Below are 24,602 nucleotides of genomic sequence, written 5' to 3' on the forward strand. Positions count from 1 at the left end.
TTAGGTCTGGGCTAGCAATTTAACTGGCTCAGTAGAACAGCGGCATGGCATACGGGAACGCGAATGCCACCAGCACCAGCACCGCCACGAGCCAGAACAACACTTTGTAGGCAGTGCGTGCCTGTGGTGTTGCGCAGACCTCGCCGGACGCGCAGGTCTGGAGTGGGCGGTAGATCCTTCGCCACGCGAAGAACAACGCGATCAGCGCGATGCCGATGAACCATGGCCGATAAGGTTCCAACGCGGTCAGGTTGCCGATCCAGGCGCCGCTGATGCCGAGCAAGACCAGCACCAACGGTCCCAGGCAGCAGGTGGAGGCCAGCACAGCAGCAAGGCCTCCAATCACCAAGGCGCCCCGACCGTTTCCTTGTTGGTTCACCACCGACCTTCTGCCCAGTATCACGATGCGCTAAGGTTATGGCCGTACCTAAGTACGGAGTCAAGACTGTGCCCGCGTCCCCCGAGCAATTTCCCATCGGCGCCCTGGCCAGACAGGCAAATGTCAACGTGGAGACGATCCGTTTCTACCAACGAAAGGGACTGCTGGCCGAGCCCGAGAGGCCTTATGGCGGCGTCCGGCTCTACGGTGCCGACGACGTCGCCCGGGTCAAGTTCGTCAAATCTGCCCAACGTCTTGGGTTCAGCCTGGATGAGGTCGTCCAGTTGCTCCGGCTGGACGACGGCACTCACTGCCGGGAAGCAGCCGACCTAGCCACTGCGCGCCTCGCCGACGTGCGTTCCCGCTTGCTGGACTTGCAGCGCATGGAATCCGCGTTGTCGCAATTGGTGACGGCTTGCAGCCGCCAGCGCGGCAAGGTGTCGTGCCCATTGATTGCGGCGTTGCACTGATGTGCACCGAAGCCGTCCCGTTGCAAACGGGATACCTTGTGCCAAGTAATGCATTTGTGCGCTCGAAGTGCCACATCGTTCGTATATGAAGAACTGGCTGAAACTGACACCCGGCCTTGGCCCGGCCTTGCTCGCCGCGCTGTTGTTTGGTGCCAGTACACCTCTGGCGAAACTGCTAATCAACGACGTGTCGCCCATGCTGCTGGCCGGGCTGCTGTATGCGGGTTCAGGCCTTGGGCTAGGCACCTGGCTACTGTTGCGCCGCCTGCGTCCCCGCGAGACTGCGGCGGAAGCACCACTACAGCGACGGGATCTGCCTTGTCTGGCGGGGGCGGTGTTCTTCGGCGGTGTACTGGGGCCGGTGCTGTTGATGCTGGGGTTGAGCCACACCCCCGCGTCAACCGCGTCGCTGTTGCTGAACCTGGAAAGCGTGCTGACGGCCGTGATCGCCTGGGTGGTGTTCCGCGAGAACGTGGACATCCGCATCTTCTTCGGCATGGTGGTAATCGTCGTCGGCGGAGTGATCCTGTCCTGGGGTCAGACCCCAGCGGCGGGCTTGCCGTGGGGAGCATTCGCGATCGCCGGAGCCTGCGCCTGCTGGGCGATCGACAACAACCTGACCCGGGAAGTCTCCGGGGGCGACCCCGTACAGGTCGCGGCAATCAAGGGCGGCGTCGCCGGTGCGATCAACATCACCATCGCCCTGCTGATCGGACAGCAACTGCCGGATGCGCCGCATGTCATGTCCGCTGGCGCCATCGGCCTGGTCGGCTATGGAATCAGCCTGGTGGCGTTCGTGCTAGCCCTGCGCCATTTGGGCGCAGCGCGCACGGGAGCGTACTTCTCGACCGCGCCCTTCGTCGGCGCGGCCCTGTCGCTAGTGCTACTGGGTGATGCGCCCACTCCTGGATTCTGGATCGCCGGCGCGCTGATGGCCCTGGGCGTGTGGCTGCATGTCAGTGAACGCCACGACCACGCGCATGCGCATGAGGCAATGGCTCACGAACATCTTCATATCCATGATATGCACCATCAGCACGCACACGACTTTCCATGGGATGGGCGCGAACCTCATTCTCACCTGCATCAGCATGAGCCCATGGTGCATTCGCACCCACACTATCCGGACTTGCACCACCGACACGGACATTGACATTGCGCATGGCCAACTCGGCCCCAATGGTCTGGTTTGATGCGCTCCACCTGCCGGAACCGTGCAATACGAGGCTCTCGAGAACCAGGATGCGGCGGTCTACGTGGATGGCACACAGTTTGTCGGCGAATTACGCATGGGCGTGACCGTCCTCGCAGGCCTTCCTTTCGACCTGCAACGTGGCGTCATGCACGTTGAAACGATCCTCCAGCGCCGTCAACAACGACAACCGCACCTCCTCGGGATCGTCTTTCCCTTCTCGTAGGACGATGTGCGCCGTCACCACGGTCTGCCGCGATCCCAGCGACCAGGCGTGCAAGTCGTGGATCTGGGCCACTGCCGGATGCTGGAGCAACAGGCTGCGGACGGAGTCCAACTCAATTCCCTCGGGCACACCCTGCATCAGCACATGGCCCGCCTGACGCAACAGAGTCCACGTGCGTGGCAGAACCCATAGGCCAATCAGCACGGCAATGATCGGATCGGCCACCGTCCAGCCAGTGAAGCGGATGACAAGTGCGCCGATAATTACGCCGATGGAGCCGAGCATGTCGCTCCAGACCTCCAGATACGCGCCCTTGACGTTGAGACTGCTACCGCTGCCGGCCTTGAGGAGCTGCATCGAGATCAGGTTGATCACCAGCCCGATGACCGCAACCACCAGCATGCCCATCGAAGCGACCTCCGGTGGCTGCCGGAACCGCCCGATCGCCTCCCAAAGGATGTAGCCAGCGACCACGAACAACAGGCCACTGTTGATCATCGCGCCGATGGCTTCCATCCGCGCATAACCATACGTGCGCTTGGCATCCGGCGGTCGACGGCTAAGGCGCACGGCGATCAGCGAGATCGCCAACGCGATCACGTCGGTCATCATGTGGGCGGCGTCCGACAACAGCGCCAGGCTGTTGGTAATCAAGCCGCCAGCCACTTCCGCAATCAGGAAGGCTGCGGTGAGCCCGAAGGCCCACCACAGGGGGCGCTCGTGCTGAATCTCGCCCGTACCGTGATCATGTCCTGCGCCCATAAGAGTTCCTTTGCAATCACGTGATGAATTGATGAGTCATTCGGCCTGTGGAACTGTGCCGAAGGCAGCCCGTGCCAGTGCAGGTACGCGTCGCGCGTGCCACACCAGCAAAATGACGGCCAAAGCGAGATACACCCAGGCCAGCGCTGTGAGCACGGCAATCTCGCGCTCTGGCGTTGCCTGATAGAAGAAGGCCAGTGCTAGTTGGATCACGAACAGGCTGACCAGCGCCACGGCGCTCCAGAGGCTCAGCCGCAACGGCAACAGCAGCGCCAACGCAAACAACGACTGCGCCGCCGTCAGGAAAAACTCTTCATGCTGCCGGGCGTCCAGCGGCAGCGTCGACAACGAGTGGGCACCGATGCTCATCGCAATCGGCAGCATGCCTACCAGTAGCGTCCACTGGTTGATCTTGTCGCTGATCACCATGGTCAACCCCGCCCGCGCTCGGCCGTCCAGCACGAACAGGATCGCCACGACAACCTCCGGCGCTTCGCTCGCCAAAGGCGCCAGCCATTGGATCAGCAGGAACTCGTCGATGCCGAGGCTGCGCCCCGCCTGGATCAGCGATTCGGCAAACGGTTCGGCCGACAGCACGATAAGAACCATGGCTGTTGCCGCCATGAGTCCCATCACTGTCCAGCGCAAACCCGGAGACATCGAGGCGATGATGGCACCTAGTCCAGGTTCCTCCTCTTCTTCGTCCTCATCGGCTCTGGGCAACTGCAGGGTCCGTCTCAGGTAGAACCCGTACAACACCAGCAAAGCCACGAAATCGATCAGGCCGATGGAGCCCTTCAGCACGATCACGAAGGCATACAGGCTCGCCAAGGCGAGGAAGCCGATCTCCACCGCATTTTCGGATTGCAACGCAATGCCGCGCTGGCGCGAACGCCACCAATGCAGCCCCACCAGCAACGGCCATGCCAAGCCGATCAGCAGACGGTTGGCGCCCGTCATGTTGGCGGCGGCATAGGCCACGTACCCGGATGTCGGATCGTGGCCGGCACGGTAGGCGTAGTAGAAGTCCACCGCGTATTCGGGCAACACCGTGATCAGCGCCACGATTGCGAGCACAAAGCCGGTGGACACGTATTTCTCCGCGGCCTCCGCACCCCAGGACAACAGGAACCCCGCCGCGAGGATGGCGACGCCAAACAGGGTCATGTCGCCCAGCGCACCAACGCTGCCACCGGTCACGCGCAGGAACAGCGCTGGCACAACTGCCAGCGCCGCCACACCCACCGGAATCACGAACTCGCGTACTGCGTTGTGTGCTCGGGTCATGTGTCTGATCCTCAACCGGGGCTACGCCACGCCACTACACGGCGCCATCGATCGCAAACGCCTGCTCGACCGGGCTGACATAGACCCAGCCGGCGTCGGGCCGACCCGTGTGCCCGACTTGGCGGAAGATCCCCACTGCCCGGGCCACATCGCTGTCTTCGCAGAACAGCTCCATCTGCACTTCGTTGATCACCTGATCGCCGAACTCGACGGAATACTCCTGCTCGCGCGCACTGAGTGCGCGCAGCAGGCCTTTCACGTCGAACAGGCTGAGTCGCTGGAAGCCGGCGGCTCCCAGCGCGTGGATCAAGTCCGAGACGCGGTTGCGGTGCACGAATGCCTTGATCTGTTTCATGACGCAGTCTCCCTGGAGTTGCGCTCGACCGTCTTGAGGTCGGAACGGTTTTCAAGCCATTCGTACAGAACCGGAAGCAGGATCAACGTGAGCAGCGTCGAGCTGATCAGGCCGCCGACGACCACGGTTGCCAACGGACGCTGGGTTTCCGCGCCCACACCGCTTGAGAGCAGCATCGGCACCAGGCCAAGGATCGCCACACTCGCGGTCATCAGCACCGGTCGCAGACGCAGCGCCGTGCCCTGCACCACCGCCTCGCGCACCGACAGCCCCTTCTCGCGCAGCTCGTTGAGGAAGCTCACCAGCACGATGCCGTTGAGCATTGCCACACCGAACACCGCGATGAAGCCGATCGCCGAGGGCACCGACAGGTACTGGCCGGTGACGAACAATGCCAGCAGGCCGCCTATGGTGGCGAACGGCACGTTGGCCAGGATCAGCGCGGCGTACTTGACCGAGTTGAACGCGGTATAGAGCAGCACGAAGATGAAGAAGATCGTGACCGGCACGATCAGCGCCAGCTTGGCCAAGGCGCGCTGCTGGTTCTCGAACGCCCCGCCCCACTCGATCCAGTACCCCGGCGGCAACTTCACCTGTTGCTTGATCGCTGCCTCAGCGTCCTGGACGAAGCCATCGACGTCGCGGCCTCGCACATCCATCTGGATCACGGCATAGCGTTGCAACTGCTCGCGGCGTACGAACGAGTAGCCTTCGGCCACGTTGATGTCGGCGACCTCCGACAGCGGCACTAGGGCGCCGGTCGCGGTGCGCAACGGGATGCGGCGCAAGGACTCGACCGAATCGCGTGTCGCGTCATCCAGCCGCACCGCGATGTCGAAGCGTTTCACGCCATCGAGCAATACGCTCACCGGTTCGCCGCCCAAGCCATTGCGGACGATGGTGAGCACCTCCTCGGCGTTCATGCCATGTCGGGCGAGTTCGTCGCGCTTGACCGCGATGCGTATCTGCGGCTTGCCGATGTTGGCTTCCAGGGCGAGATCAGCCACGCCAGGCACCTTGTCCAGCACGCGCTTGATCCGGCCGCTGAGCTTGTCGAGCTCACCCAAATCTTCGCCGTAGAGCTTGAGCGCCAGCGTGGCGCGCACACCAGAGATCAACTCCTCTACGCGCATCTGAATTGGCTGGGTGTAACCGGGCACCACGTTGGGAACCACCTTTTCCAGCGTCTCCTGCATCGCCGCTTCGAGTTGCTTGATGTCGCGGCCCGACTTCCACTCGTCCTCAGGTTTGAGCGCGGTGTAGATCTCCATGTAGTTGACGTCGGCGGTCTCGCCCTTCTCGGCGCGGCCGATCATCGCCAGCGTGGTCTCGACCTCGGGGAACTGCTTGAACGCCGCCGCGATCGTGTTGCTGGTGCGGATCGATTCGTTGAGCGAGGTCGACGGGATGCCGGTGATCCGCCACATGATCGAGCCTTCCTGCAGCTGCGGCATGAACTCCTTGCCGAGGAACGGGAACAACGCGAGGCTCGCCATCAGCGCCACGACGGCACTGACCACCACCACACGCTTGCGTGCCAGTGCCTTGTCCAGCAGCGGGCGATAACCGCGCTTGATCCGTGCGACCAGCCAGGTGTCACGCTCCGGCTTGGGCTTGAGGATCATCGAGGCCAACACCGGGATCAGGGTCAGGCTCAGGATCAGCGAGCCGGCCATGGCGAAGGCGATATTGAAGGCCATTGGCTTGAACATCTTGCCTTCGAGACCTTCCAGCGAGAACAGCGGCAGGAACACCACAATGATGATGCCGATCGCGAAGGTGATCGGATTGGCGACTTCCTTGGCGGCAGCCAGCACCGCGGAGGTCTTGTCGACCTTCTCGCCGTGCTCCAATCGCTCGGCCATGATCCGGAACGCGTTCTCGACCATCACCACCGCGCCGTCCACCATCATGCCGATGCCGATCGCCAGGCCCGCGAGCGACATCAGATTGGCGGACAAGCCGACTTGCCCCATGCCGATGAAGGCAATCAGCATAGCCAGCGGCAGGGTGACGATCACCACCAGCGCCGAGCGGACCTCCCCAAGGAACAGGAACAGGATCACCGCGACCAGCAGCGAGCCTTCCACCAATGCACGTACGGCTGTCTCCACCGCCTTGTTGACGAGATCGGTGCGTTCGTAGATGGGCTTGAGCACCATGGTCTTGGGCAACGCATCGCGCACCACATCGAGCTTGCCCTTGACCGCCTCGACCACGTCCTTGGCGTTCTCGCCGATCCGGGCCAGTGCCTGCCCCATCACGACTTCCTGGCCGTCGCGCGTCACCGCACCGAAACGCGGCGCGGGGGCTTCGATCACGGTCGCCACGTCGCGCAGGTACACCGGCACGCCGTCCTCGGCCTTGAGCACGATCGCACCAATGTCTTCGGTCGATTTCAGTAGGCCCAAGCCGCGCACCAGGAACTGTTCGCGGCCCACGTCCATCACGTTGCCACCGACTTGACCGTTGTTGGCGGGCAACGCGTTGATGACATCGCCAAAGCCCAACCCGCGGGCGTAGAGGCGTTGCGGATCGATCTGGACCTGATACTGGCGTTCGCCGCCGCCCCAGGAGCTGACATCGTCCACGCCAGGGGCGGTGCGCAGGATCAGACGCACGGTCCACTCCTGCCAGGTGCGCAAGTCCATGTCGCTGACCTGATCCTTGGTGACACCAGGGGCACGTTCGACCGTGTACCAGTACACCTGCCCAAGGCCCGACGTGTTCGGGCCCATGCCCGGCTTGCCATAGCCTTCTGGCAGGCGGTCGCCGATTTCCTGCAGGCGTTCGTTGACCAGCTGGCGGGCGAAGTAGATGTCCATGTCGTCTTTGAAATAGACCGACACGTACGACAACCCGAACAGGCTGACCGAGCGGATTTCCTGCACCTTCGGCAAGCCGGCCAGCGCCGATTCCACCGGCGTGGTGAGCAACTGCTCGACGTCCTCGGCAGCCAGACCCGGGGACTCGGTGTAGATGTTGACCTGGACCGGCGTCACGTCGGGAAACGCATCGATCGGCACGTCGCGTACCGCGCTGATGCCAAGGAACGCAACCACCGCGAACACGATCAGGACCAGGAACTTGTAACGCAGGGAGAGTTCGACCAGGCGATTCAGCATGGCGCACCTCCCGCAAAGGCGGGCTTGGCGTCAGGGGTCATCACTCTTCCCCCAACTGCGACTTGAGCATCTGCGCCTTGACGGCAAAAGCGCCTTCGACCACAACGGCGTCGCCGGGCTTGAGGCCTTCGCGGATGACGGTTCGATCACCGATCGCCTCACCGGTTCGAACAGGCGTCGGTTCCAGCGCACCTGCCGCGTTGCGGCGGAACACGACCGTGTCGCCTTCCAACTGCACCACCGCGTCGGTCGGTACCGACACGACCGTCGCAGCAGGGCTCTTTCCATTGGTGGCGTCGCTGGCTTCAAAGAATACATCGACGTAATCGCCGCTATGCAGTTGGTCGCCTTTGTTGGGCACCTCGATACGCACCACCGCATTGCGGGTCGCGTCCGACGTGCGATGCGCGGGGTGCTGGACGGTGCCCGTCAGGCGTTCGCCGTTGAATACGACGGTTGCTTCCGTGCCAGGCGTGATGCGCGGGACGATCCCGGACGGCAGCTTCGCGTCAACCCAGACCACCGATTCATCGACCAGGCGGAACAGCGTCTTGCCCGGCTCGATCTTTTCGCCGATGACGACCGCATCCTCGGTGATGCGTCCTGCATGCGGCGCGGTCAAGGTGAATTGGCCGTTGCTGCGCCCAGCCGCCGTGCCCGGCAAGCCGTACGCCTGCGCGGTGGCACGGGCGCGATCGAGCGCGACCTGCGCCTCGTTGATGCGGCGCCCGGACACAGCTTCACGGCCAAGCGCGGACACGCGACGCCATTCCTGTTCGGCGATGCGCAACTCTGCCTGGGCATTGGCGACCTCGACGCTGGACAGCGTCACCAGCGGTGTACCAGTACGCACTTCGTCGCCGAGCTTGGCATGGCGACGCACGACCAGGGCTTCGACGCTGGGTGTGATCAGCGCCGTGCCGTAAGCGTTGTCGAGCACTTCACCGGGCGCACGCAGTTGCTCGCTCATCGAGGCGGGTTGCAACGCCTGCACGACGATGCCGGCCGCTTTCATCGCCGCAGCATCGAGCTTGACGGGCGCGATGCCGGCTTCACTTTCGGCAGGCGCTTCAGCGCCCTCGGCTTCGGTCGTGGCGGACTCGGTCGATGGGGACTTGGAACACGCGGCCATGGCAAGCAGCAACGCCGCGGCCAGCAGCGGGGACATCAGGCGGAACGGGGTCATCGAAATTTCTCTCATGGGGTGCCCTCCAGGCCGGCCCAGCGCTCGAGCTGTCCGGTGGCGGCGAGGTAGTCGGCGTAGCTGCGCCACAGGCGCGCTTCGAGTTCGGCGCCGGCGAGCTGCGTGTCGAGGGTCTGCTTGAGTTGCAGCAGGTAGTCGGCGGTAGACAGCTCGCCTTCGCGCCAGAGCTTTTCCAGCAGATTGGCGCGACGCTCCACATCCGTGCCGCGGCTCGCCTGCCAGCGCGCCCAGGCCGATTGCGCGGCGGCGTAGCTGTCGATGGCGCGGCGGCGATCGGCATCGAGTTCAACGCGCACGCGTTCGGCTTCCGCGACCGCGACATCCGCATCGGCCTGGGCCGCCACCACCTCGGCGCGATACGAATTGCGCACGTAAAGCGGGATGCTGAGCGACACGCCGATCACGTTGTCCTGGACATTGCCATAATCGATCCGCCCTCCACGCACGCCCACGGTGGGATCGGCGATGCGATTACGACGGGCGACGGTGACTTCGCGTTCGGCGGCGAGCGCAGCAGCTTGTGCGGCTTGCCAATCGGGCAACTGTTCGATGCCGGTTTGGGGCGCCGTCGGCGGTGGCAATGCATTGCTGGGCAGCGCCAGGCTCGCCAGGAGTTCCGGTGAGCCGCCGACCGCGCGGAAACGCGCCTCGGCCTCCGCCTGTTCGGCGACGAGTTGCGACTGCTCCGCCTGCGCCTCATCACGGGCCAGCAGCGCCAAATCGCGCTCCAACCCGGAAATGTCGGCGGCCGCAAACTGCTTTTGCGCCAAATCGCCGAAGCGCGTCACCAACGCCAATCGGCGTTCACCGGTACGCACGCGTTGCTGCATCGTCTGCAGCTCCGCCCAACTGGCGAACCACTGTTTGGCGAAATCGCGGCGCCGCAGCTTCGCTTCAGCGGTGGCTTGATCGACCCGCGCGGAGGCCGCTTCGCGACGCACACGGCGTTTCCCGCTCAGATCGAGCGTGAGGTTGAGGCCCGCAGTTGTGGTGCGATCCGGGCCTTCATCATCGCCAGCCAACTCCACTTCGGGGTTGTAGAGCGGCTGTCCGGCTGCATCGAACCGGGCGCGCGCCGCGGCCAGTTGCGCTTCGATGGCACGATAACTGGGATGGTGTTGCCAGGCGGCCTGCAGCGCGTTGCGAAGTGCGGCGGGGGCCTGTGTCTCGGGAGCTTGGGCGGCCACGGCCAGGCCCGACAGCAAGCTTGCTGCCAGGGCTAGGGCGGCCAGCCGCGCGACGCGACGTCGTCGCGGCGAACGAACAAGGTGCATTGGAGGATCCTCTGAGTCGACAGTGTCCTCGGGCGCTCCGCGCCCAAGGGGCATAACACCTGACTCAGACGATCGGTGGCCTCAGCTCCAATGGCTGCGACGCGCTGGGCGGCAACCCGGACGTACGCATAGGCAGTGCCTGCGGCACGAGCACAAGCGCGACCTGCGTATCCGGCACCATGGCGGCCGCGTGATGGCAACCGCAGTGGCTGCAAGCGGCATGCCCGAGCTTGAGCTTCGTGGAATCGTCATTACCGCCATCCAGCGGCGACGCCTTCACCGCCACGGCATGGCTGCCATCCGTGCCGAAGCCCATGTCCGCGAAATCATGCTTGACGCAGGCGGCGGCGGCACCCAGCTTCAGCGCGAACACCAGCAGCACAAGCACGGCCAGCCGCGCAGAAGCGCGCAGGCGGGCGAGCAAGGTACGGGAGGCGGCCGAAGTCACCCGCGCACAATACACACCCGGCTGGACGTTATGAAATTTCATCCGCGACGGTTGGCGGCAGCGTCGGGTGCGGGGGAACGTCGCACGCCACACGATGACGGCTGGGTGACAACCACAGACTCCGGACGATGCCAGTCCTGCCACGCCCCAGTGAGGACATGGGCCGCCGTGCGCAGGAACAGCACGGCGACCAGCAGGCCAATCAGCAAGTCCGGCCATGGACTATCGAACCACTTCACCAGCCCTGCTGCTGCAATCACGCCGACGTTATTGACCAGGTCATTGCGCGAGCATAGCCAGACCGAGCGCATGTTCATGTCGTCGCTGCGAAAGCGCGTCAGCAACCCGAAGCAGATCAAATTGCCCACAAGCGCGATGCTCGCGGCGATCGCCATGATCGGCGCGACGGGCTCGGCCCCCAACCATGCGCGACGCCCAACCTCGACCAGCACTGCGAGGCCGAATAGTGCCTGGATGCCGCCTTTGAGAAACACGGCCTTGGTTCGTTGCCGCAGCGTTCCGCCGATCACCCACAAGCTCAGGATATAGACCAACGCATCGCCCAGGCTGTCGAGCGAATCGGCCTGCAACGCACTGGAGTCGGCCCACCAACCGGCGCTGAACTCACCAACGAACAACAACACATTGATCGCCAGCACGACCCACAACACCCGGCGACGGGCGTGGTCGGTGTTCTTGCTCAGCGTGGCGGCGGTGTCGTGGCAACCACAATCGCTCATCGAGAGATCCTCAATCGGCCGCGCGCGCCAGGGCACGCGAAGAACGGGCATTGAAATAGAAGCCGCCGACCGCGATCACGGCAACCACGATCTGGGCCGTCAACGACTGCCAGGACGGATAGACGCCGAGCCAATCGATCCGCGGCACGGCGACCAGCGCTTGCCCGATCCAGCCGGCTTCCTGCAATGCGGCGATGCCCTTGCCCACCAGCACAACTGCAAGCACGGCAATCAGGATCGAACTGATGGAGAAGAACTGGCTGATCGGCAAGCGCTTGCTCATCCGCAGCATCCAGTACGCGATTGCGGCCAGCGCAGCGCTACCAGCCACCAGTCCGGCGACGATCGCGCCGCCGTTGTGCTCGCTCCACATGGCGATGAAGAACAGGATCGTCTCGAATACCTCGCGGTAGACCGCGATGAAGGCCAGCGAAAACAGGAAGATCGCCGAGCGCCGCGTCAGCGCGGCCGACATCTTGGCGTGGAGGTACTGCTGCCAGCGGCCCGCCAGGCTCTTCTGATGCATCCAGATACCAACGCTGAGCAGCACGATCGCCGCGAACAGCGCGGACAGGCCTTCCGTGACCTCGCGGTTGGCGCCACTGACGCCGACCAGATAGGTGGCGATCGCCCAGGTCACCACGCCGGCCAGCAAAGCGCCGATCCAACCGGCGTGCACGTAAGGCAGCACCTCGCGTCGTTCCGCCTTGCGCAGGAAGGCGATCATGCCGATCACGATCAGCAAGGCCTCCAGGCCCTCGCGCAGCAGGATGGTGAAGCTGCCGAGGAAGGCAGTCGTGCTGTCGGTGTGACTATCCTGCAGCACGCTGGCGGCGCGATCGAACAACGTGCTGATCCGGTCGGCCTGTTCCGTCACTTCGGTCGTTGGCGTATTCCGTCCGAGTTGTGCGCGGTACTCGCTCATGGCGGTTTCGATTTCGCGCATCAGGGCGCTATCACGGGCCGCCAGCGTCGGTTCGACCGGCTCGACGCCATCCAGGTACGCCGAGAGGGCCAGGGCCTTGGCCTGCGTGGCGTCGCCCGCGGCAAAGGCCTGCACGCTGCCCGCGAGGCGCTGGCGCGCCAGTGCGAACGGGTCATTCTTCGCTTCCGCGGTGGGGGTTGTGACCGCCCGCGGCTGCGAACGCAGGTACGCGATGATCGCCTGGGCTTGCTGCGCCTCGCCGAGCGAGGCGGCGAGATCGGCTTCGCTGGTCTGGGTCAGAGATTCGAGGGTCGGAATCCGACGACGTACCGCCTCGGTTTCGCGCCACAGGGCCTCGCCTTTCGCTCGCGCCTCTTCGGGGTACGCCAAGCCACCGACATAGAACGCCAGGGCCCAGCGGTCGGCTTCCGACATCTGCGAGAAGCCCGTCATGGCCGTGCCCTGGATGCCCTGCGAAATCGCCTGATACAGCGCCAGTGGGCTGCGCCGCGCCGCGCGGTCGACATCGGTGAAGTTGATCGGGGGCGGATTCAGGCTGGCCGCCGCCGGACCATCACCCCGGCCCGAGGCACCGTGGCAGCCGGCGCATTGCTGCCCGTATAGCGACGCGGCCCGTGCCGGGTCGGGCGGTGTCGAAGGCACCGCCGCGATGGGATAGCTCTTGAGCAGCGCGTCGGCCAGCCGGTGGGCGGCCGCGGCGACCGTATGCGCCTCGGCCTTGGCCTCCACGGTCGCCACCAGCTGATCAGCTTGCGCGATCAGCTCCGTCTGGGCCGGGGTTGCCGGCAGCGCCGACAGCTGCGTTCGCACGGTCGCGGCGAACTCGCGCATCTCGGCGTACTCCGCCGGCGCAACCACCTGCCCGCCCTGCACCGCGCCGGCGTAGTCCACGGCGATGTAATCCAGCAGTTGCCAGGTCTGGCGCGGATTGGCGGGCTCGGCGGCCACTGCCGCACCAAATGCGCAGGCCAAGGAGAGCAGCAAACCGAGTCGGGCTACGAATCGCACGGCGGCGGACATCCATAAAGGGCGCCGGGTTGGCACCGCACAAGTGCACAGCGTAAAGTCCGTAGCCGCTACAGGGTCAAGGGCAAATGCGAATGAAAATCAGTGAAGCGGCGGCGGCCAGCGGCTGTCACCTGGAAACCATCCGCTACTACGAGCGCTCGGGCCTTATGCCCGCCCCTGCCCGCACCGCCAGCGGCTACCGGGAATACAGCCCCACCGAGGTCGACCGGCTGCGCTTCATCAGCCGCGGCCGCGAGCTTGGCTTCAGCCTGGAAGAAATCCGTAGCCTGCTCAGCCTCGACGACGACCCGGCGATGTCCTGCTGCGATGTTGACGTCATTGCGCGCCAGCACCTCGCCGACATCCGCGATCGCATCCGCGAACTGAGCAACATGGCCGCCGAGCTCGAACGCGTCATCTCCCAGTGTGCCGGTGGCGAGCGCGACCGCTGCGCGATTCTTGGCGCTTTGCGACGGCCTCATGAGCGAGGCACAACCTGTGCGAATTGAAGGCGATTGACCGTGACGTGAATTACCGTTCTTCCAACAGTGCTTTCATCTGCTCGACTTCGGCGCGCTGGGAAGCAACGATGTTATGGCAGAGCTGCTTCAACTCAGGGTTTTGCAAGTGGTTCTTTTCGCACATTAAGATTGCCCCGGCATGATGTGGAATCATGGATTTGAGGAACTGCCTGTCGCCGACACCGGCCTGCGCGCGAATCCCGAACCAACTGCCAACCAACACGAGGCCAGCCAAGACGAAGATCACGGCGTTCTTTCGCTTGTCCTGGTACATGGCGCCCATCAGTGCAAGTTCCAGGATCGCCATGGGCGCGGTCATCAGAGCGGCCATGTAGAACTGGTTGATATTCGGCACGACGTTGGCAAAGCGATCGACCATGGCGTACATGAGTGCGTACATGCACGCGAAAGACAACCCGAGCATCGCCAGTAGGCGTCCGTAGTGATTTGCCTCCGCATGCCCACCCTTTCCAGCATGCGCTTCATGTTTGGCGTGTTCCATCGCTCACCTCCTTGGCAGCTAATGCGAAAGACTGGTGACCTGAGACGAATCATGTAGCCGACCGGCAGGTGAGTTCTCTACCCTCGACAGGCAAGGAGAACTCATGAAGAAGCGTTTCACCGATGAGCAGGTCATCGCGATCCTGCGCGAAGCGGAAGCGGGCGCGGCACCGATCAAGGTGCTGTGCAAGAAGCACAACATCAGCGAGCAGACGTTCTTCCGCTGGCGCAATCGCTTCGGCGGGATGGACGTGCCGGACGCCAGGCGGCTGAAGGATCTTGAATCGGAGAACGCCCGGCTCAAGCGGTTGGTGGCCGAGCAGATGCTGGTGATCGACGGGATGAAGGAGATCGTCCGAAAAAAATGACATCCCCGTCGGGGCGACGCGCTGCATTGGTCGCGTTGACCCGTCGGGGACTGTCGCAGCGCAAGGCCTGCCGCTACCTGGACCTGAGCCGGCGGATTGCCGGCTATGCGCTTCGCCAGCCGGCTGCGGACAAGCCCCTGGCCGAGCGACTGCTGGCGGCGTCGCCGCAGGTGCCGCGGTTCGGCTACCGGCGGATGGCGGCCTGGCTTGGCGTGGGGGAGGCCCGGGTCCGGCGCCTGTGGCGTTCGCTGGGTCTGAACATCCCGCGTCGGCGTCCGCGGCGCCGGCGCAGCGGCAGCGATATCCGCCTGCCCGGCGCGGTCCGGCCCAACGCCGTGTGGAGCTACGACTTCGTGCACGACCAGATGGTGGATGGTCGCAGCCTGAAGCTGCTGTGCGTGATCGACGAGTACACACGGGAATGCCTGGCCATCGAGGTCGGGGCCAGCCTGCGGGCGCAGGACGTGGTCCTGACCCTGTCGCGGCTGATGCGGCTGTACGGCAAGCCGGCGTTCGTGCGCTCGGACAACGGCGCCGAGTTCACTGCGGCGAAGGTCATGCGCTGGCTGCGCGATGCCGCGATCGGCCCAGCCTTCATCGCCCCGGGCAGTCCGTGGCAGAACGGCTTCGTGGAGAGCTTCAACGGCAAACTGCGCGACGAGTTGCTGAACCGCGAATGGTTCCGCAGCCGGGCCGAGGCCAAGGTGCTGATCGAGCGCTGGCGGCAGTTCTACAACGAGCGCAGGCCACACAGCGCACATGGCTACAAGCCCCCGGCAAGCATCCGCCGGAACTGGTCCGAACCCGATACCATCACCACAGGACTCACCGCCTGAGTGGCTACAAAGTCCGTACGCAGGTCACTGGTACTCGCACGGTGGCGGCAGTGTGATCTGCCGCCACATGCCGGCATTTCGTTACATGCTTTCCATCATCGCGAACTCGGCTCGATCCAGACGGCCATCCCGATTGGAATCGGACATACCGAACATTGCGACCTTCGGATGCTTGGCGACCTCCGCCTTGGACACGAACCCATTCTTGTCCTTGTCGTAGGCGGCAAACGTGTCCTGCTTCGCTGGTGCAGCCGGCTGTGCGTGCGCCGCATGCGTGCTGTGATCGGTCGCCGTAGCGGATTGCTGCGGACCTGCCCAGGCAGCGCCTGATACGAGTGCGGAGATAAGGAACAGGGAAACGTATTTCATGGCATGACTCCTATGTGGGGAAGGAACAACTAGTGACAGGACGCGCCGTGCTTGGGTTCCTGGCGCGATAAGGCCGCGTCAGATTCGGCAGGGGAAGCACGTCCGAGGCGCAGCGCATTGGTGACGACCGAGACGGAACTCAGGCTCATCGCCAATGCCGCGATCATCGGGCTGAGCAACAGACCGAAGACCGGATACAGCACGCCGGCGGCGATCGGCACGCCGATGGCGTTGTAGAGGAAGGCGAATGCGAGGTTCTGCTTCATGTTGGCGACCGTCGCATCCGAAATCTCGCGGGCTTCCAGGATTCGCCGTAGGTCGCCCTTGACCAAGGTGACCTGCGCACTCGACATCGCAACGTCGGTACCGGTGCCCATGGCGATGCCGACATCGGCCGCCGCAAGGGCCGGTGCATCGTTCACGCCATCGCCGGCCATCGCGACACGTCGCCCTTGCGCCTTGAGTTGCTGTACCAGCGCGGCCTTGTCTTGCGGACGCACTTCGCCGCGCACATCCTCGATCCCGAGCGTGCGACCCACCGCCTCGGCGGTCGATTGCGCATCGCCCGAAGCCATCACCAGATGCAGGCCTGCCGCACGCAAGGCGTTCAAGGCCGGCAAGGTCGTGGCCTTGATCGGATCGGCCACGGACACTGCGCCCGCCAACCGGCCATCAACGGCCAGGAACATCACGCTGGCACCCTCTCCTCGCGCGGTTTCGGCGCGGGCGAGCAGCGGAGCGACATCGGCGCCCACCTCGGCCATGAGCGCCTTGTTGCCGAGGGCAAGCATCTGCCCAGCGATCTGCCCGCGCACGCCTTTGCCGGTGACCGAATCAAAGTCATCGGTCGCGGACAGCGGCAAGTTCCGGCGCTTGGCTTCGGTCAGGATCGCGTCCGCCAACGGGTGCTCACTGCCCTGCTCCAGACTGGCCGCAAACCGCAGCACGGTATCGTCGTCGAAGCCGTCGGCGGCCATGACGGCGCGGAACGCGGGCCGCCCTTCGGTCAGCGTGCCAGTCTTGTCGACGATCAGGGTATCGATCTTGCGCAACTGCTCGATCGCTTCGGCATCGCGGAACAACACGCCAGCACGCGCCGCACGACCGGTGGCGACCATGATCGACATCGGCGTGGCCAATCCCAGCGCACACGGACAGGCAATGATCAGCACCGACACTGCGTTAAGGACGGCGTACGTCCACGACGGCTCCGGTCCGAACAGGCCCCAACCGAAGAACGTGAGCACGGCCACCGCCAGCACCGCGAGGACAAACCAGAACGCCACCTTGTCGGCCATGCGCTGCATCGGTGCGCGCGACCGCTGGGCCTGGGCCACCAGTTGCACGATCTGCGATAGCACCGTTTCCGAGCCGATCCTGTCGGCGCGGATCACCAGGCTGCCGGTGCCATTGAGCGTGGCGCCGATCACGCGGCTGCCGGCGGTCTTTTCGACCGGAATCGACTCGCCGGTCAGCATCGATTCGTCGACGCTGGAACGCCCTTCGAGCACTTCGCCATCGACCGGCACCTTTTCGCCCGGGCGCACGCGCAGGCGGTAGCCAACGTGGACATGGTCGAGCGGGATGTCCTCTTCGCTGCCATCGTCGTTGACGCGGCGCGCCGTCTTCGGTGCGAGTCCGAGCAGGGCCTTGATCGCGGCCGATGTCTTCGAGCGGGCGCGCAGTTCCAGCAGTTGCCCCAACAGGGTCAACGACACGATGACCGCGGCGGCCTCGAAATAGACGCCGACGCGGCCGTGTTCACGGAACGAGTCCGGGAACAGGTCTGGCGCCACGGTGGCGACCACGCTGTAGCCGAAGGCCGAAGCCACGCCGATACCGATCAGCGTGAACATGTTCGGGCTGCGGTTACGGATCGATTGCATGCAGCGTTCGAAGAACGGCCACCCGGCCCAGAGCACGACCGGTGCACTCAATGCGAGTTCCAGCCAGGTACGGGCACCCATGCTCAGGAACGTCAGCCGGTCGCCCAGCATTGCCAGCAGGAAGACCACGACGGTCAGCGGCAACGTCCACCAGAAGCGGTGCGAGAAGTCGCGCAGTTCCGGGTTTTCCTCGTCTTCCAGGCTGGGCATTTCCGGCTCCAGCGCCATGCCGCAGATCGGGCACGTCCCGGGCCCTTCCTGGCGGATTTCCGGGTGCATGGGACAGGTATAGATCGTGCCTGCTGGCGCGGAAGGCGCCGCCTCGGCCTTCGGCGCGAGATAGCGAGGCGGATCGGCGACGAACTTCGCCTGGCAACGCGCGGAACAGAAGTGGTAATCGGTCCCGGCGTGGCTGGCGTGATGCGGTGTGGTCGCAGGGTCCACTTGCATGCCACAGACCGGATCAATCACCGTCTGCTCGGAGATCGCGGCAGTCGCCTTGCTTGCACAGCAACTGCCCTTCTTTTCTTCCATGGCCGTGGGGGCCGTGTACCGCCCGGGATCGGCCACGAATTTTTCCCGGCAGCGCGCCGAGCAGAAGTGGTAGTCGGTGCCGGCATGGCTGGCGTGATGCGGCGTGGTCGCAGGGTCGACTTGCATGCCGCAGACCGGATCGAGGACCGTGCTCGGTTTCTGGTTCGCGGTGCTGGCGCAGCAACCGCCCTGCTCATGTGCGTCATGGTCGTGGTGAGAATGCATGTGCGTGTTCATGCGGCGTCCTCATTCAGGGCGTGCAGAATCGGGCACGCGTCAAGCGCGCCATGGCCCGGACACGCCTTGATCAGGGTCCGGAGGCCATCGCGAATCCGGGCCAGTTCCGCCAGCTTGGCTTCGACGCCCGCCAGCTTCTGCTCGGCGGCCGCCTTGAGACTGCCCATGTCGTGTTCGCGATGGCTGGAAAGCGCGAGCAGTTCGCGGATCTCCTCCAAGGTGAAGCCGAGCGCCTTGGCGCGACGCACGAAGCGCAGGCGCAGGACATCCGCAGTCTGGTAGCGACGGTAGCCGGACGGCTGACGTTGCGGCTCCGGCAGCAAGCCCTGCCGCTCGTAGTACCGCACTGTGTCGATGGGGACACCGGCGCTTTGGGCGAGTTCACCGATCTTCATTGGGGAATCTCTCGTGACGGGATGCCGCCAGTCTCCACCTTTGACTAAAGTCCAGAGTCAAGCCCTTTTGCATTCGGCCCACCATGTGCGTTCAGTGCGCTGCAAAGGCCGCAGTGGTGCCGTCCCGACGAACGAGTTCGACGGTGTACGGCTCCGTGTGCCCGTCCGGCATTTCCATGCCGGGCGACCCCGTCGGCATGCCGGGAAGCACCAGTCCCTTGGCGTCGGGCTTCTCGGCCAGCAAGCGTTTCACGTCCGCGGCCGGCACGTGGCCTTCAATGAAATAACCGCCCACTTCGGCGGTGTGGCACGACCCCTTGCCGTACGGCACACCCACGCGCTCCTTCACCGGATTGACGTTGTCCTCGTCGCGCACCTCGACCTGAAAGCCGGCCTGGCGCATGTGGTCTACCCACAAGCCGCAGCACCCGCAACTCGGACTCTTGTGAACGACGACGAGCGGCAACGCTTGTGTCGGTGCGGGCACTGCGGTTGTTTCGGCCGTGACCTCGGCGGCGCGTTCCGGTGCCGGTGCCTGCTTGGCACAAGCACCCAGTGAAAGGGTTGCGCCCAACAGCAGCACGGTCGTTGCAACATGCATCGACATGGCCAGCCTCCTCATCGCTTGGTCCGTGAGGACCAATGGATATGGACGATGCGCCAGCCCGCTTTACCGCGCTTGAGCACCATGGTTTCGGTGCTCAGCACCGTCAACGGCTTGCCGTCCTTCGTCGCGTGCAGTTCGCTCTCGCTCCCCACCCAGGCCAGATCGCCCGTCGCCTGGGCGGTGCGCTGCTTCAACTGCACATGTGCATCTTTCAGGAACTCAGCGTCATGCGTCGCATGCCCGCCCAGGTATTCGGCTTTCGAATGCTCGGCACCACCGCTTTCGAGGATCAGCACATCATCGGCCAGCCAGGTGCCGGCACGCTTCAGATCACCAGCCTGCAATGCGGTCGAAAACGCGTCCACGGCCGCAACTGCCGGCTTCGCCTCCGTACTGATGGAGGGGACATTGGCCTTCGCGTGCTGCGTGGGGTCATGCGCCTGCGATGTAAATGGAAGCGCGAGCAAGGCGAGGAAAACAATTCGATGGATCATGGGGTTCATGGCTCCGGTCAGTGTTGGTGATCATGGCCATCGCTGGCCGGTGCGGTTTCAGGCATGTCCATACCGGCATGCGGGTCGGCGGCGGCCGGCTTGGCCGTCGCAGGCGCCGGTGCGTTGTGGACGTGCTTCTTGCCGTCGGCATGGATGTGCACTTCACCGGACGGCGCCTTCGTATCCTTGGGCACATCGGTGTGCGGCGGCGTGCCCGGAGGATGCGAGTGAGGCTTCGACTCATCCATCGGCATGCCCGCCATTGCGTCGTGTTCGTCGCCTTCAGCATGTGTGTGCTCGTCGCCGTCCTCGTGATGGTCCTCGCCGCCCTCGGCATGCGCGTGGCCGTCGGACTCGCCACCGCCGTGCGAATGCCCGCCACTGCTGGCGACGAGCGTCTGGTATTGCTCGGGGGTGAGCTTGGGCAGCGCCTGCAGAAAGGCCGCCATGTTCCAGATGTATTCGTCGCCCATGCTCTTGCCCCAGGCCGGCATGCCCGAGGCCTTGATGCCGTGCTTGATCACCCAGAAGGCCTTGCCGGCATCGACCGTCTCCTTGCTTAGATTCGGCGGCGCCGGATACAGGCCCTTGCTCAGTTCGGTGTCCTCCATGCCTGGGCCAAGATGGCAGCCGGTGCACATGGCGTTGTAGTTGCCAGCGCCCTGACGAATCCGCGCCGGATCGCTGAGATCGGCAGGTCGTTGCAGCTTGTTGGCACGTACCTCGATCGAGCGTTCGCGCAGGGCTTGCAGCGTCGAATACACGGGCCGGGTGTGGGTGTCATCGGCGCCGATGTTGTAGACGCCTGACCAGACGAAACCGGCGGCTGCCGCCAGGGCGACGCCGGACAGGATGCTCAAGGTGAGCAGGGACTTTCGAGTCACGAATGGCATGGTGATCTCCCCGATCAGAACCAAATGCGGATGCCCGCGACGACGCGGGTGTCATTGACGTCTTCGCCGGCGGCACGGCGGAAATCTGCGGTGCTGCCGAAGGCGTGCTCGCGAACGACGCCGATGTATGGCGCGAATTGCCGGGTGACTTCGTAGCGCAGGCGCAAACCGGCCTCGGCGGTACTCAGGCCAGAACCGATACCACGGCGCGCGTCGTTCTTGCCGTAAAAATTGACTTCAACCAGCGGCTGCAGAATCAGCCGGTTGGTCAGCAGTGTTTCGTATTCGGCCTCCAGGCGTGCCGCGGTCTGGCCGGACTGGCCGAGGTATGCGGTCGCCTCCACCTCGAACTTGTATGGCGCCAGGCCCTGCACACCGATCGCGACGAAGTCCTGCGATGCGCCCGGCTTGAAGTCGTGGCGCACACCGCCCACCACATCCCACCAGCGAGCGAATGCACGGCCATACAGGACTTCAAGATCCGCGCCTTCAATGTGGCCACCGACCCGCTCGCCTTCGCTGCGCAGCCAAAGCTTGTTGAGATCGGTGCCGACCCAGGCTTGGCCTTCCCATGCCATGCCGGTGCCATCATCGGTATCGAAGCCTTCGAGACGGTTGAACAACACATAGTGCTGCACGCTGTTGTCGTGCACCGGATGATCGTTCGGTGGCGCTACGGCCGCCGCGCGGTCTTCGGCCGTCAGCACCGGAATCGGCGTGATGGGCTGATCCGCGGGATGCGGCATGGCATGCCCCATCGCGGCGTGATCCATCGGTGCCGGTTGCGCGGCGTCATGCCCCATGGCGGCCGGCACCTGCGCTGGCATCTCGTGGCCCATGGCCGCGTGATCCATTGGCGCAGCAGGCGCCGTTGCTTTCGGCTTCGATGTGGTGACGGGCTTCGCCTTCGGTTTTGGCTTTGGTTTTACCTTCGGCTTGGCTTTCGGTTTCACCTGATGCTGAGTGTGCTCCTGCATCGCCGGCATCTGATGTTGGGAATGATCCTGCGCGGCCGGCATCGGCATCTGATGCTGCGAGTGCTCCTGTGCGGCGACATTGAGGGCCAACAGCAGACCTGCCGCGAGGGGTGCTACAGAAATGGTCGTCTTCATTCGTCGACCCTCACGGTGCGCATCATTCCCGCCTCCATGTGATAGAGCAGATGGCAGTGATAAGCCCAACTGCCGAGTGCGTCGGCGCGCACGCGATAACTGCGCTTGCTGCCGGGCGGCATGTCGATGGTGTGCTTGCGAACGAGGAAGTTGCCTTGATCGTCCTCGAGATCGCTCCACATGCCATGCAGATGGATCGGGTGCGTCATCATCGTGTCGTTCACCAGCACGATGCGCATGCGTTCGCCGTAGTTGAGACGCAGCGGTTCGACGTCCGAGAACTTCTGCCCATTGAAGCCCCAGGCGAAGCGTTCCATGTGGCCGGTGAGGTGCAGTTCGATCTCGCGGCCAGGATCGCGCCCATCCGGATCGTCGAACGCGCTCTTGAGCATCGAATAGCTCAAGACCTTGCGTCCATTGTCGCGCAGACCGATGCCCGGATCGTCAAGCCGTGAACTGACCACCATGGCCTGGTTGTCCACCAACGGGTTACGCGTTTCGCTGGCCGGGTGCGTGACCGTGTTTTCGTGGTTCATGCCCGCCATCGCGCCGTCTTTCATGGCGGCCATGTCATGGCCGGCGTGCGGGTCGGCATCGGCCGGTTTCGACGCCTGCGCCATCGCGCCATGATCCATGCCGGCCATGCCCATGTTGGCGCCACAGCTCATTTCCATGCCCTTGCCGCCGGACATGTCCATGCCGCCAATGCTTCCGTGATCCATGCCCATGTCCTGCATGGTCAACAACGGGCGCGGATCGACCGGTGGAATCGGCGCACGCAAGCCTTCGCGCACGGCCAACGTGCCGGCAACGAAACCGGTGCGGCCCATGTCCTGCGCGAAGATCGTGAAGGCATCCTGCCCCGACGGCTCGACGATCACGTCGAAGGTTTCGGCGGTGGCGATGCGGAACTCGTCGATGGTGACCGGATGCACGTACTGGCCATCGGCGGCCACCACGGTCATCTTCAGGCCGGGTATCCGCACATCGAAATGCGTCATCGCCGAGCCATTGATGAAGCGCAGGCGGATCTTGTCGCCGGAGCGGAACAGGCCCGTCCAGTTGCTGAGCGATGTCTTGCCATTCATCAAGTAGGTATAGGTGTTCGCATTGACGTCCGACAGGTCGGTCGGCGACATGCGCATCTGCCCCCACATCTTGCGATCGTCAATCGTGGCCGCGAGACCATTGCGCTCGGCATCGCGCAGGAAATCCCCGGCCGTGCGCATGTAGTGGTTGTCGTACATCGACATCTTCTTCAAGCGCGCGAACAACCGGGTCGGATCCATGTCGGTCCAGTCGGACAGCATCACCACGTAGTCGCGATCAAACGCGAACGGTTCTGGTTCGATGGGATCGATGATCAACGGACCGTAAAGCCCGGCCTGCTCCTGGAATCCGGAATGGCTGTGGTACCAGTACGTGCCGCCCTGCTTCACCGTAAATCGGTACTGGTAAGCCTCGCCCCGGTGGATGCCGTTGAAGCTCAACCCCGGTACGCCATCCATGTTGGCCGGCAACAGGATGCCGTGCCAATGGATCGAGGTTTCATGGCCGAAAATCGAGCCTTCCGGCAGCGCATTGGAGACGCGCAGATTGACGGTCGTGCCCTCGCGCCAGCGCAGCAGCGGTGCCGGAATCGAGCCATTGACGGTGACTGCAGGACGCATGCGCCCGGTGAAATTCATCGGCGTCTCGCCGATGGCGAGGTCGAATTCGGTACCCGACAGGACGTTCGGATTGCCGGGACCTTTCAGCGCCCAACTGAGTTTGGGCCAGAGCCCCAGGCCGGCAGCGGCACCACCCGCGGCCAACCCCTGCACGAATCGCCGCCGCGACGGTTTGAACAACCCGTCGGCATTGCGGCCGAAAGCATCGGAAGACATGTGAACTCCATCGAAGTGTCATTGGCCAGCGCAAGCGCTGAGCCACAGCTTGCTGGCGCATCGAACGGCGACGCGCGCAGGCGAACCGGCGCCGGGGGCGCCGAAGGACACTTAGCCGATGGGAGGTCGGATCAGATGGGGCAAGGCAGGCGCGGGATGACCCAAGGTCATCGAACGCACGCTACCGACATGCAGGAGCGTGGCGCCCTGGAAGACCAGCATGGGCACCATGGCGGCGGCTTGATGAACGCACGCACAGGTACAGGTGCTCGACTTGCAGCAATCGGGCGTCTGATGGGGCTGCTGGTCCTTGGAAGGCGTTGCCGCGGCGGCAGCGTCTTGCGAGTGCGAGGCCTGTCCGTCGTGGTGGCACGGCATGGCAGGTTCGGCGCCCGCCACCATTGTTGGGACAGGAACGCTCGCCGTTCCCTGCCCATCCGCGTGCATTTGCATCATCTGCACAGACGCCATGGCCGATGCTGCCCCGTTGAATACCAAGGCAATGCACAGCAACAAGTGCAACAGAATGGCACGGGTGGACATGGTC

General features: G+C 64.2%; 24 protein-coding genes. 4 read left to right on the forward strand and 20 right to left on the reverse strand.

Annotated features, from left to right (window positions below; all coding sequences use genetic code 11):
* Positions 1-28: 28 nt before the first annotated feature.
* Positions 29-379, reverse strand: coding sequence for a mercuric ion transporter MerT (gene merT, locus MWN52_RS10015; protein WP_130518329.1), 351 nt, complete (start codon positions 377-379; stop codon positions 29-31).
* 68 nt (positions 380-447) lie between these two features.
* Between merT and merR the strand changes: the two genes are divergently transcribed.
* Together merR and MWN52_RS10025 are read left to right on the forward strand one after the other, a co-directional pair.
* Complete coding sequence (gene merR / locus MWN52_RS10020) at positions 448-849, forward strand: mercury resistance transcriptional regulator MerR (protein WP_286574520.1); 402 nt, start codon at positions 448-450, stop codon at positions 847-849.
* Between the two features lie 85 nt (positions 850-934).
* On the forward strand, positions 935-2,002 hold the full coding sequence (locus tag MWN52_RS10025; RefSeq protein WP_130518325.1) for a DMT family transporter: 1,068 nt from the start codon (positions 935-937) through the stop codon (positions 2,000-2,002).
* A gap of 130 nt (positions 2,003-2,132) precedes the next feature.
* Here the strand turns inward: MWN52_RS10025 and MWN52_RS10030 are convergent, their stop codons facing one another.
* The 9 genes from MWN52_RS10030 to MWN52_RS10070 form a co-directional block, all read right to left on the reverse strand.
* Positions 2,133-3,029, reverse strand: coding sequence for a cation diffusion facilitator family transporter (locus tag MWN52_RS10030; protein ID WP_130518323.1), 897 nt, complete (start codon positions 3,027-3,029; stop codon positions 2,133-2,135).
* A gap of 36 nt (positions 3,030-3,065) precedes the next feature.
* Entirely contained in the window at positions 3,066-4,316 is a 1,251-nt protein-coding gene (locus tag MWN52_RS10035; protein ID WP_286574521.1) for a sodium:proton exchanger, read from the reverse strand.
* A gap of 34 nt (positions 4,317-4,350) precedes the next feature.
* Positions 4,351-4,671, reverse strand: a complete 321-nt coding sequence (locus tag MWN52_RS10040) for a P-II family nitrogen regulator (RefSeq protein WP_130518319.1) — start codon at positions 4,669-4,671, stop codon at positions 4,351-4,353.
* Positions 4,668-7,796 carry an efflux RND transporter permease subunit gene (locus tag MWN52_RS10045; RefSeq protein ID WP_286574522.1) on the reverse strand — a complete coding sequence of 1,043 codons (3,129 nt, stop codon included), beginning with the start codon at positions 7,794-7,796 and terminating at the stop codon, positions 4,668-4,670. Before MWN52_RS10045 ends, MWN52_RS10040 begins: the two co-directional genes overlap by 4 nt.
* 40 nt (positions 7,797-7,836) lie before the next feature.
* The gene (locus MWN52_RS10050) at positions 7,837-8,982 is read right to left on the reverse strand and encodes an efflux RND transporter periplasmic adaptor subunit (RefSeq protein ID WP_165421929.1); all 1,146 of its coding nucleotides are present in this window, start codon (positions 8,980-8,982) and stop codon (positions 7,837-7,839) included.
* Between the two features lie 11 nt (positions 8,983-8,993).
* On the reverse strand, positions 8,994-10,274 hold the full coding sequence (locus MWN52_RS10055) for a TolC family protein (protein ID WP_165421928.1): 1,281 nt from the start codon (positions 10,272-10,274) through the stop codon (positions 8,994-8,996).
* Between the two features lie 64 nt (positions 10,275-10,338).
* Positions 10,339-10,764 (reverse strand): hypothetical protein, encoded by a 426-nt coding sequence (locus MWN52_RS10060; protein ID WP_130518311.1) that lies wholly within the window; start codon positions 10,762-10,764, stop codon positions 10,339-10,341.
* On the reverse strand, positions 10,761-11,462 hold the full coding sequence (locus MWN52_RS10065) for a cation efflux transmembrane domain-containing protein (RefSeq protein WP_131658879.1): 702 nt from the start codon (positions 11,460-11,462) through the stop codon (positions 10,761-10,763). The genes MWN52_RS10060 and MWN52_RS10065 overlap by 4 nt, the downstream gene beginning before the upstream one ends.
* A gap of 10 nt (positions 11,463-11,472) precedes the next feature.
* The gene (locus tag MWN52_RS10070) at positions 11,473-13,428 is read right to left on the reverse strand and encodes a cytochrome c/FTR1 family iron permease (RefSeq protein ID WP_286574528.1); all 1,956 of its coding nucleotides are present in this window, start codon (positions 13,426-13,428) and stop codon (positions 11,473-11,475) included.
* Positions 13,429-13,508: 80 nt separating this feature from the next.
* Here MWN52_RS10070 and MWN52_RS10075 point away from each other — a divergent pair, with 80 nt between their 5' ends.
* Positions 13,509-13,925 (forward strand): MerR family transcriptional regulator, encoded by a 417-nt coding sequence (locus MWN52_RS10075; protein WP_130518305.1) that lies wholly within the window; start codon positions 13,509-13,511, stop codon positions 13,923-13,925.
* A gap of 22 nt (positions 13,926-13,947) precedes the next feature.
* Here the strand turns inward: MWN52_RS10075 and MWN52_RS10080 are convergent, their stop codons facing one another.
* A complete protein-coding gene (locus MWN52_RS10080) occupies positions 13,948-14,439 on the reverse strand; it encodes a DUF305 domain-containing protein (protein WP_165421927.1) in 492 nt (163 codons plus the stop codon).
* A 103-nt stretch (positions 14,440-14,542) separates the two neighbouring features.
* Here MWN52_RS10080 and MWN52_RS10085 point away from each other — a divergent pair.
* Positions 14,543-15,642, forward strand: a protein-coding gene (locus tag MWN52_RS10085) for an IS3 family transposase (RefSeq protein WP_286574530.1) whose coding sequence is annotated in 2 segments (ribosomal slippage) — positions 14,543-14,792 and positions 14,792-15,642 — 1,101 coding nt in all. Because the reading frame shifts where the segments join, the coding sequence is not laid out codon by codon here.
* Positions 15,643-15,723: 81 nt separating this feature from the next.
* On the opposite strand, the gene MWN52_RS10090 is transcribed toward MWN52_RS10085, so the two are convergent.
* The 9 genes from MWN52_RS10090 to MWN52_RS10130 all read right to left on the reverse strand — a co-directional run bounded on the left by MWN52_RS10090 (position 15,724) and on the right by MWN52_RS10130 (position 24,598).
* On the reverse strand, positions 15,724-16,011 hold the full coding sequence (locus MWN52_RS10090; protein ID WP_130518303.1) for an EF-hand domain-containing protein: 288 nt from the start codon (positions 16,009-16,011) through the stop codon (positions 15,724-15,726).
* Positions 16,012-16,040: 29 nt separating this feature from the next.
* Positions 16,041-18,668, reverse strand: a complete 2,628-nt coding sequence (locus MWN52_RS10095) for a heavy metal translocating P-type ATPase (RefSeq protein WP_286574531.1) — start codon at positions 18,666-18,668, stop codon at positions 16,041-16,043.
* Complete coding sequence (locus MWN52_RS10100) at positions 18,665-19,063, reverse strand: heavy metal-responsive transcriptional regulator (RefSeq protein ID WP_130518299.1); 399 nt, start codon at positions 19,061-19,063, stop codon at positions 18,665-18,667. Before MWN52_RS10100 ends, MWN52_RS10095 begins: the two co-directional genes overlap by 4 nt.
* 91 nt (positions 19,064-19,154) lie before the next feature.
* Positions 19,155-19,664 carry a DUF411 domain-containing protein gene (locus tag MWN52_RS10105; protein WP_130518781.1) on the reverse strand — a complete coding sequence of 170 codons (510 nt, stop codon included), beginning with the start codon at positions 19,662-19,664 and terminating at the stop codon, positions 19,155-19,157.
* A 17-nt stretch (positions 19,665-19,681) separates the two neighbouring features.
* Positions 19,682-20,173 carry a YybH family protein gene (locus MWN52_RS10110; RefSeq protein ID WP_131658875.1) on the reverse strand — a complete coding sequence of 164 codons (492 nt, stop codon included), beginning with the start codon at positions 20,171-20,173 and terminating at the stop codon, positions 19,682-19,684.
* Between the two features lie 8 nt (positions 20,174-20,181).
* Entirely contained in the window at positions 20,182-21,057 is an 876-nt protein-coding gene (locus MWN52_RS10115; protein WP_130518295.1) for a c-type cytochrome, read from the reverse strand.
* A gap of 14 nt (positions 21,058-21,071) precedes the next feature.
* Positions 21,072-22,169, reverse strand: coding sequence for a copper resistance protein B (locus tag MWN52_RS10120; protein WP_286574532.1), 1,098 nt, complete (start codon positions 22,167-22,169; stop codon positions 21,072-21,074).
* The gene (locus MWN52_RS10125) at positions 22,166-24,055 is read right to left on the reverse strand and encodes a copper resistance system multicopper oxidase (protein WP_131658873.1); all 1,890 of its coding nucleotides are present in this window, start codon (positions 24,053-24,055) and stop codon (positions 22,166-22,168) included. The genes MWN52_RS10120 and MWN52_RS10125 overlap by 4 nt, the downstream gene beginning before the upstream one ends.
* Before the next feature lie 111 nt (positions 24,056-24,166).
* Positions 24,167-24,598 (reverse strand): CopL family metal-binding regulatory protein, encoded by a 432-nt coding sequence (locus MWN52_RS10130; protein WP_130518289.1) that lies wholly within the window; start codon positions 24,596-24,598, stop codon positions 24,167-24,169.
* Positions 24,599-24,602 lie beyond the last annotated feature (4 nt).

The sequence above is a fragment of the Pseudoxanthomonas winnipegensis genome, assembly GCF_030322905.1.
Classification (GTDB): domain Bacteria; phylum Pseudomonadota; class Gammaproteobacteria; order Xanthomonadales; family Xanthomonadaceae; genus Pseudoxanthomonas_A; species Pseudoxanthomonas_A winnipegensis.

Coding starts and splice junctions, on each gene's coding strand:
- MWN52_RS10025 (WP_130518325.1), top strand. CDS start 935: ATGAAGAACTGGCTGAAACTGACACCCGGCCTTGGCCCGGCCTTGCTC.
- MWN52_RS10030 (WP_130518323.1), bottom strand. CDS start 3,029: ATGGGCGCAGGACATGATCACGGTACGGGCGAGATTCAGCACGAGCGC.
- MWN52_RS10035 (WP_286574521.1), bottom strand. CDS start 4,316: ATGACCCGAGCACACAACGCAGTACGCGAGTTCGTGATTCCGGTGGGT.
- MWN52_RS10040 (WP_130518319.1), bottom strand. CDS start 4,671: ATGAAACAGATCAAGGCATTCGTGCACCGCAACCGCGTCTCGGACTTG.
- MWN52_RS10045 (WP_286574522.1), bottom strand. CDS start 7,796: ATGCTGAATCGCCTGGTCGAACTCTCCCTGCGTTACAAGTTCCTGGTC.
- MWN52_RS10050 (WP_165421929.1), bottom strand. CDS start 8,982: ATGACCCCGTTCCGCCTGATGTCCCCGCTGCTGGCCGCGGCGTTGCTG.
- MWN52_RS10055 (WP_165421928.1), bottom strand. CDS start 10,274: ATGCACCTTGTTCGTTCGCCGCGACGACGTCGCGTCGCGCGGCTGGCC.
- MWN52_RS10060 (WP_130518311.1), bottom strand. CDS start 10,764: ATGAAATTTCATAACGTCCAGCCGGGTGTGTATTGTGCGCGGGTGACT.
- MWN52_RS10065 (WP_131658879.1), bottom strand. CDS start 11,462: ATGAGCGATTGTGGTTGCCACGACACCGCCGCCACGCTGAGCAAGAAC.
- MWN52_RS10070 (WP_286574528.1), bottom strand. CDS start 13,428: ATGTCCGCCGCCGTGCGATTCGTAGCCCGACTCGGTTTGCTGCTCTCC.
- MWN52_RS10075 (WP_130518305.1), top strand. CDS start 13,509: ATGAAAATCAGTGAAGCGGCGGCGGCCAGCGGCTGTCACCTGGAAACC.
- MWN52_RS10080 (WP_165421927.1), bottom strand. CDS start 14,439: ATGGAACACGCCAAACATGAAGCGCATGCTGGAAAGGGTGGGCATGCG.
- MWN52_RS10090 (WP_130518303.1), bottom strand. CDS start 16,011: ATGAAATACGTTTCCCTGTTCCTTATCTCCGCACTCGTATCAGGCGCT.
- MWN52_RS10095 (WP_286574531.1), bottom strand. CDS start 18,668: ATGAACACGCACATGCATTCTCACCACGACCATGACGCACATGAGCAG.
- MWN52_RS10100 (WP_130518299.1), bottom strand. CDS start 19,063: ATGAAGATCGGTGAACTCGCCCAAAGCGCCGGTGTCCCCATCGACACA.
- MWN52_RS10105 (WP_130518781.1), bottom strand. CDS start 19,664: ATGCATGTTGCAACGACCGTGCTGCTGTTGGGCGCAACCCTTTCACTG.
- MWN52_RS10110 (WP_131658875.1), bottom strand. CDS start 20,173: ATGAACCCCATGATCCATCGAATTGTTTTCCTCGCCTTGCTCGCGCTT.
- MWN52_RS10115 (WP_130518295.1), bottom strand. CDS start 21,057: ATGCCATTCGTGACTCGAAAGTCCCTGCTCACCTTGAGCATCCTGTCC.
- MWN52_RS10120 (WP_286574532.1), bottom strand. CDS start 22,169: ATGAAGACGACCATTTCTGTAGCACCCCTCGCGGCAGGTCTGCTGTTG.
- MWN52_RS10125 (WP_131658873.1), bottom strand. CDS start 24,055: ATGTCTTCCGATGCTTTCGGCCGCAATGCCGACGGGTTGTTCAAACCG.
- MWN52_RS10130 (WP_130518289.1), bottom strand. CDS start 24,598: ATGTCCACCCGTGCCATTCTGTTGCACTTGTTGCTGTGCATTGCCTTG.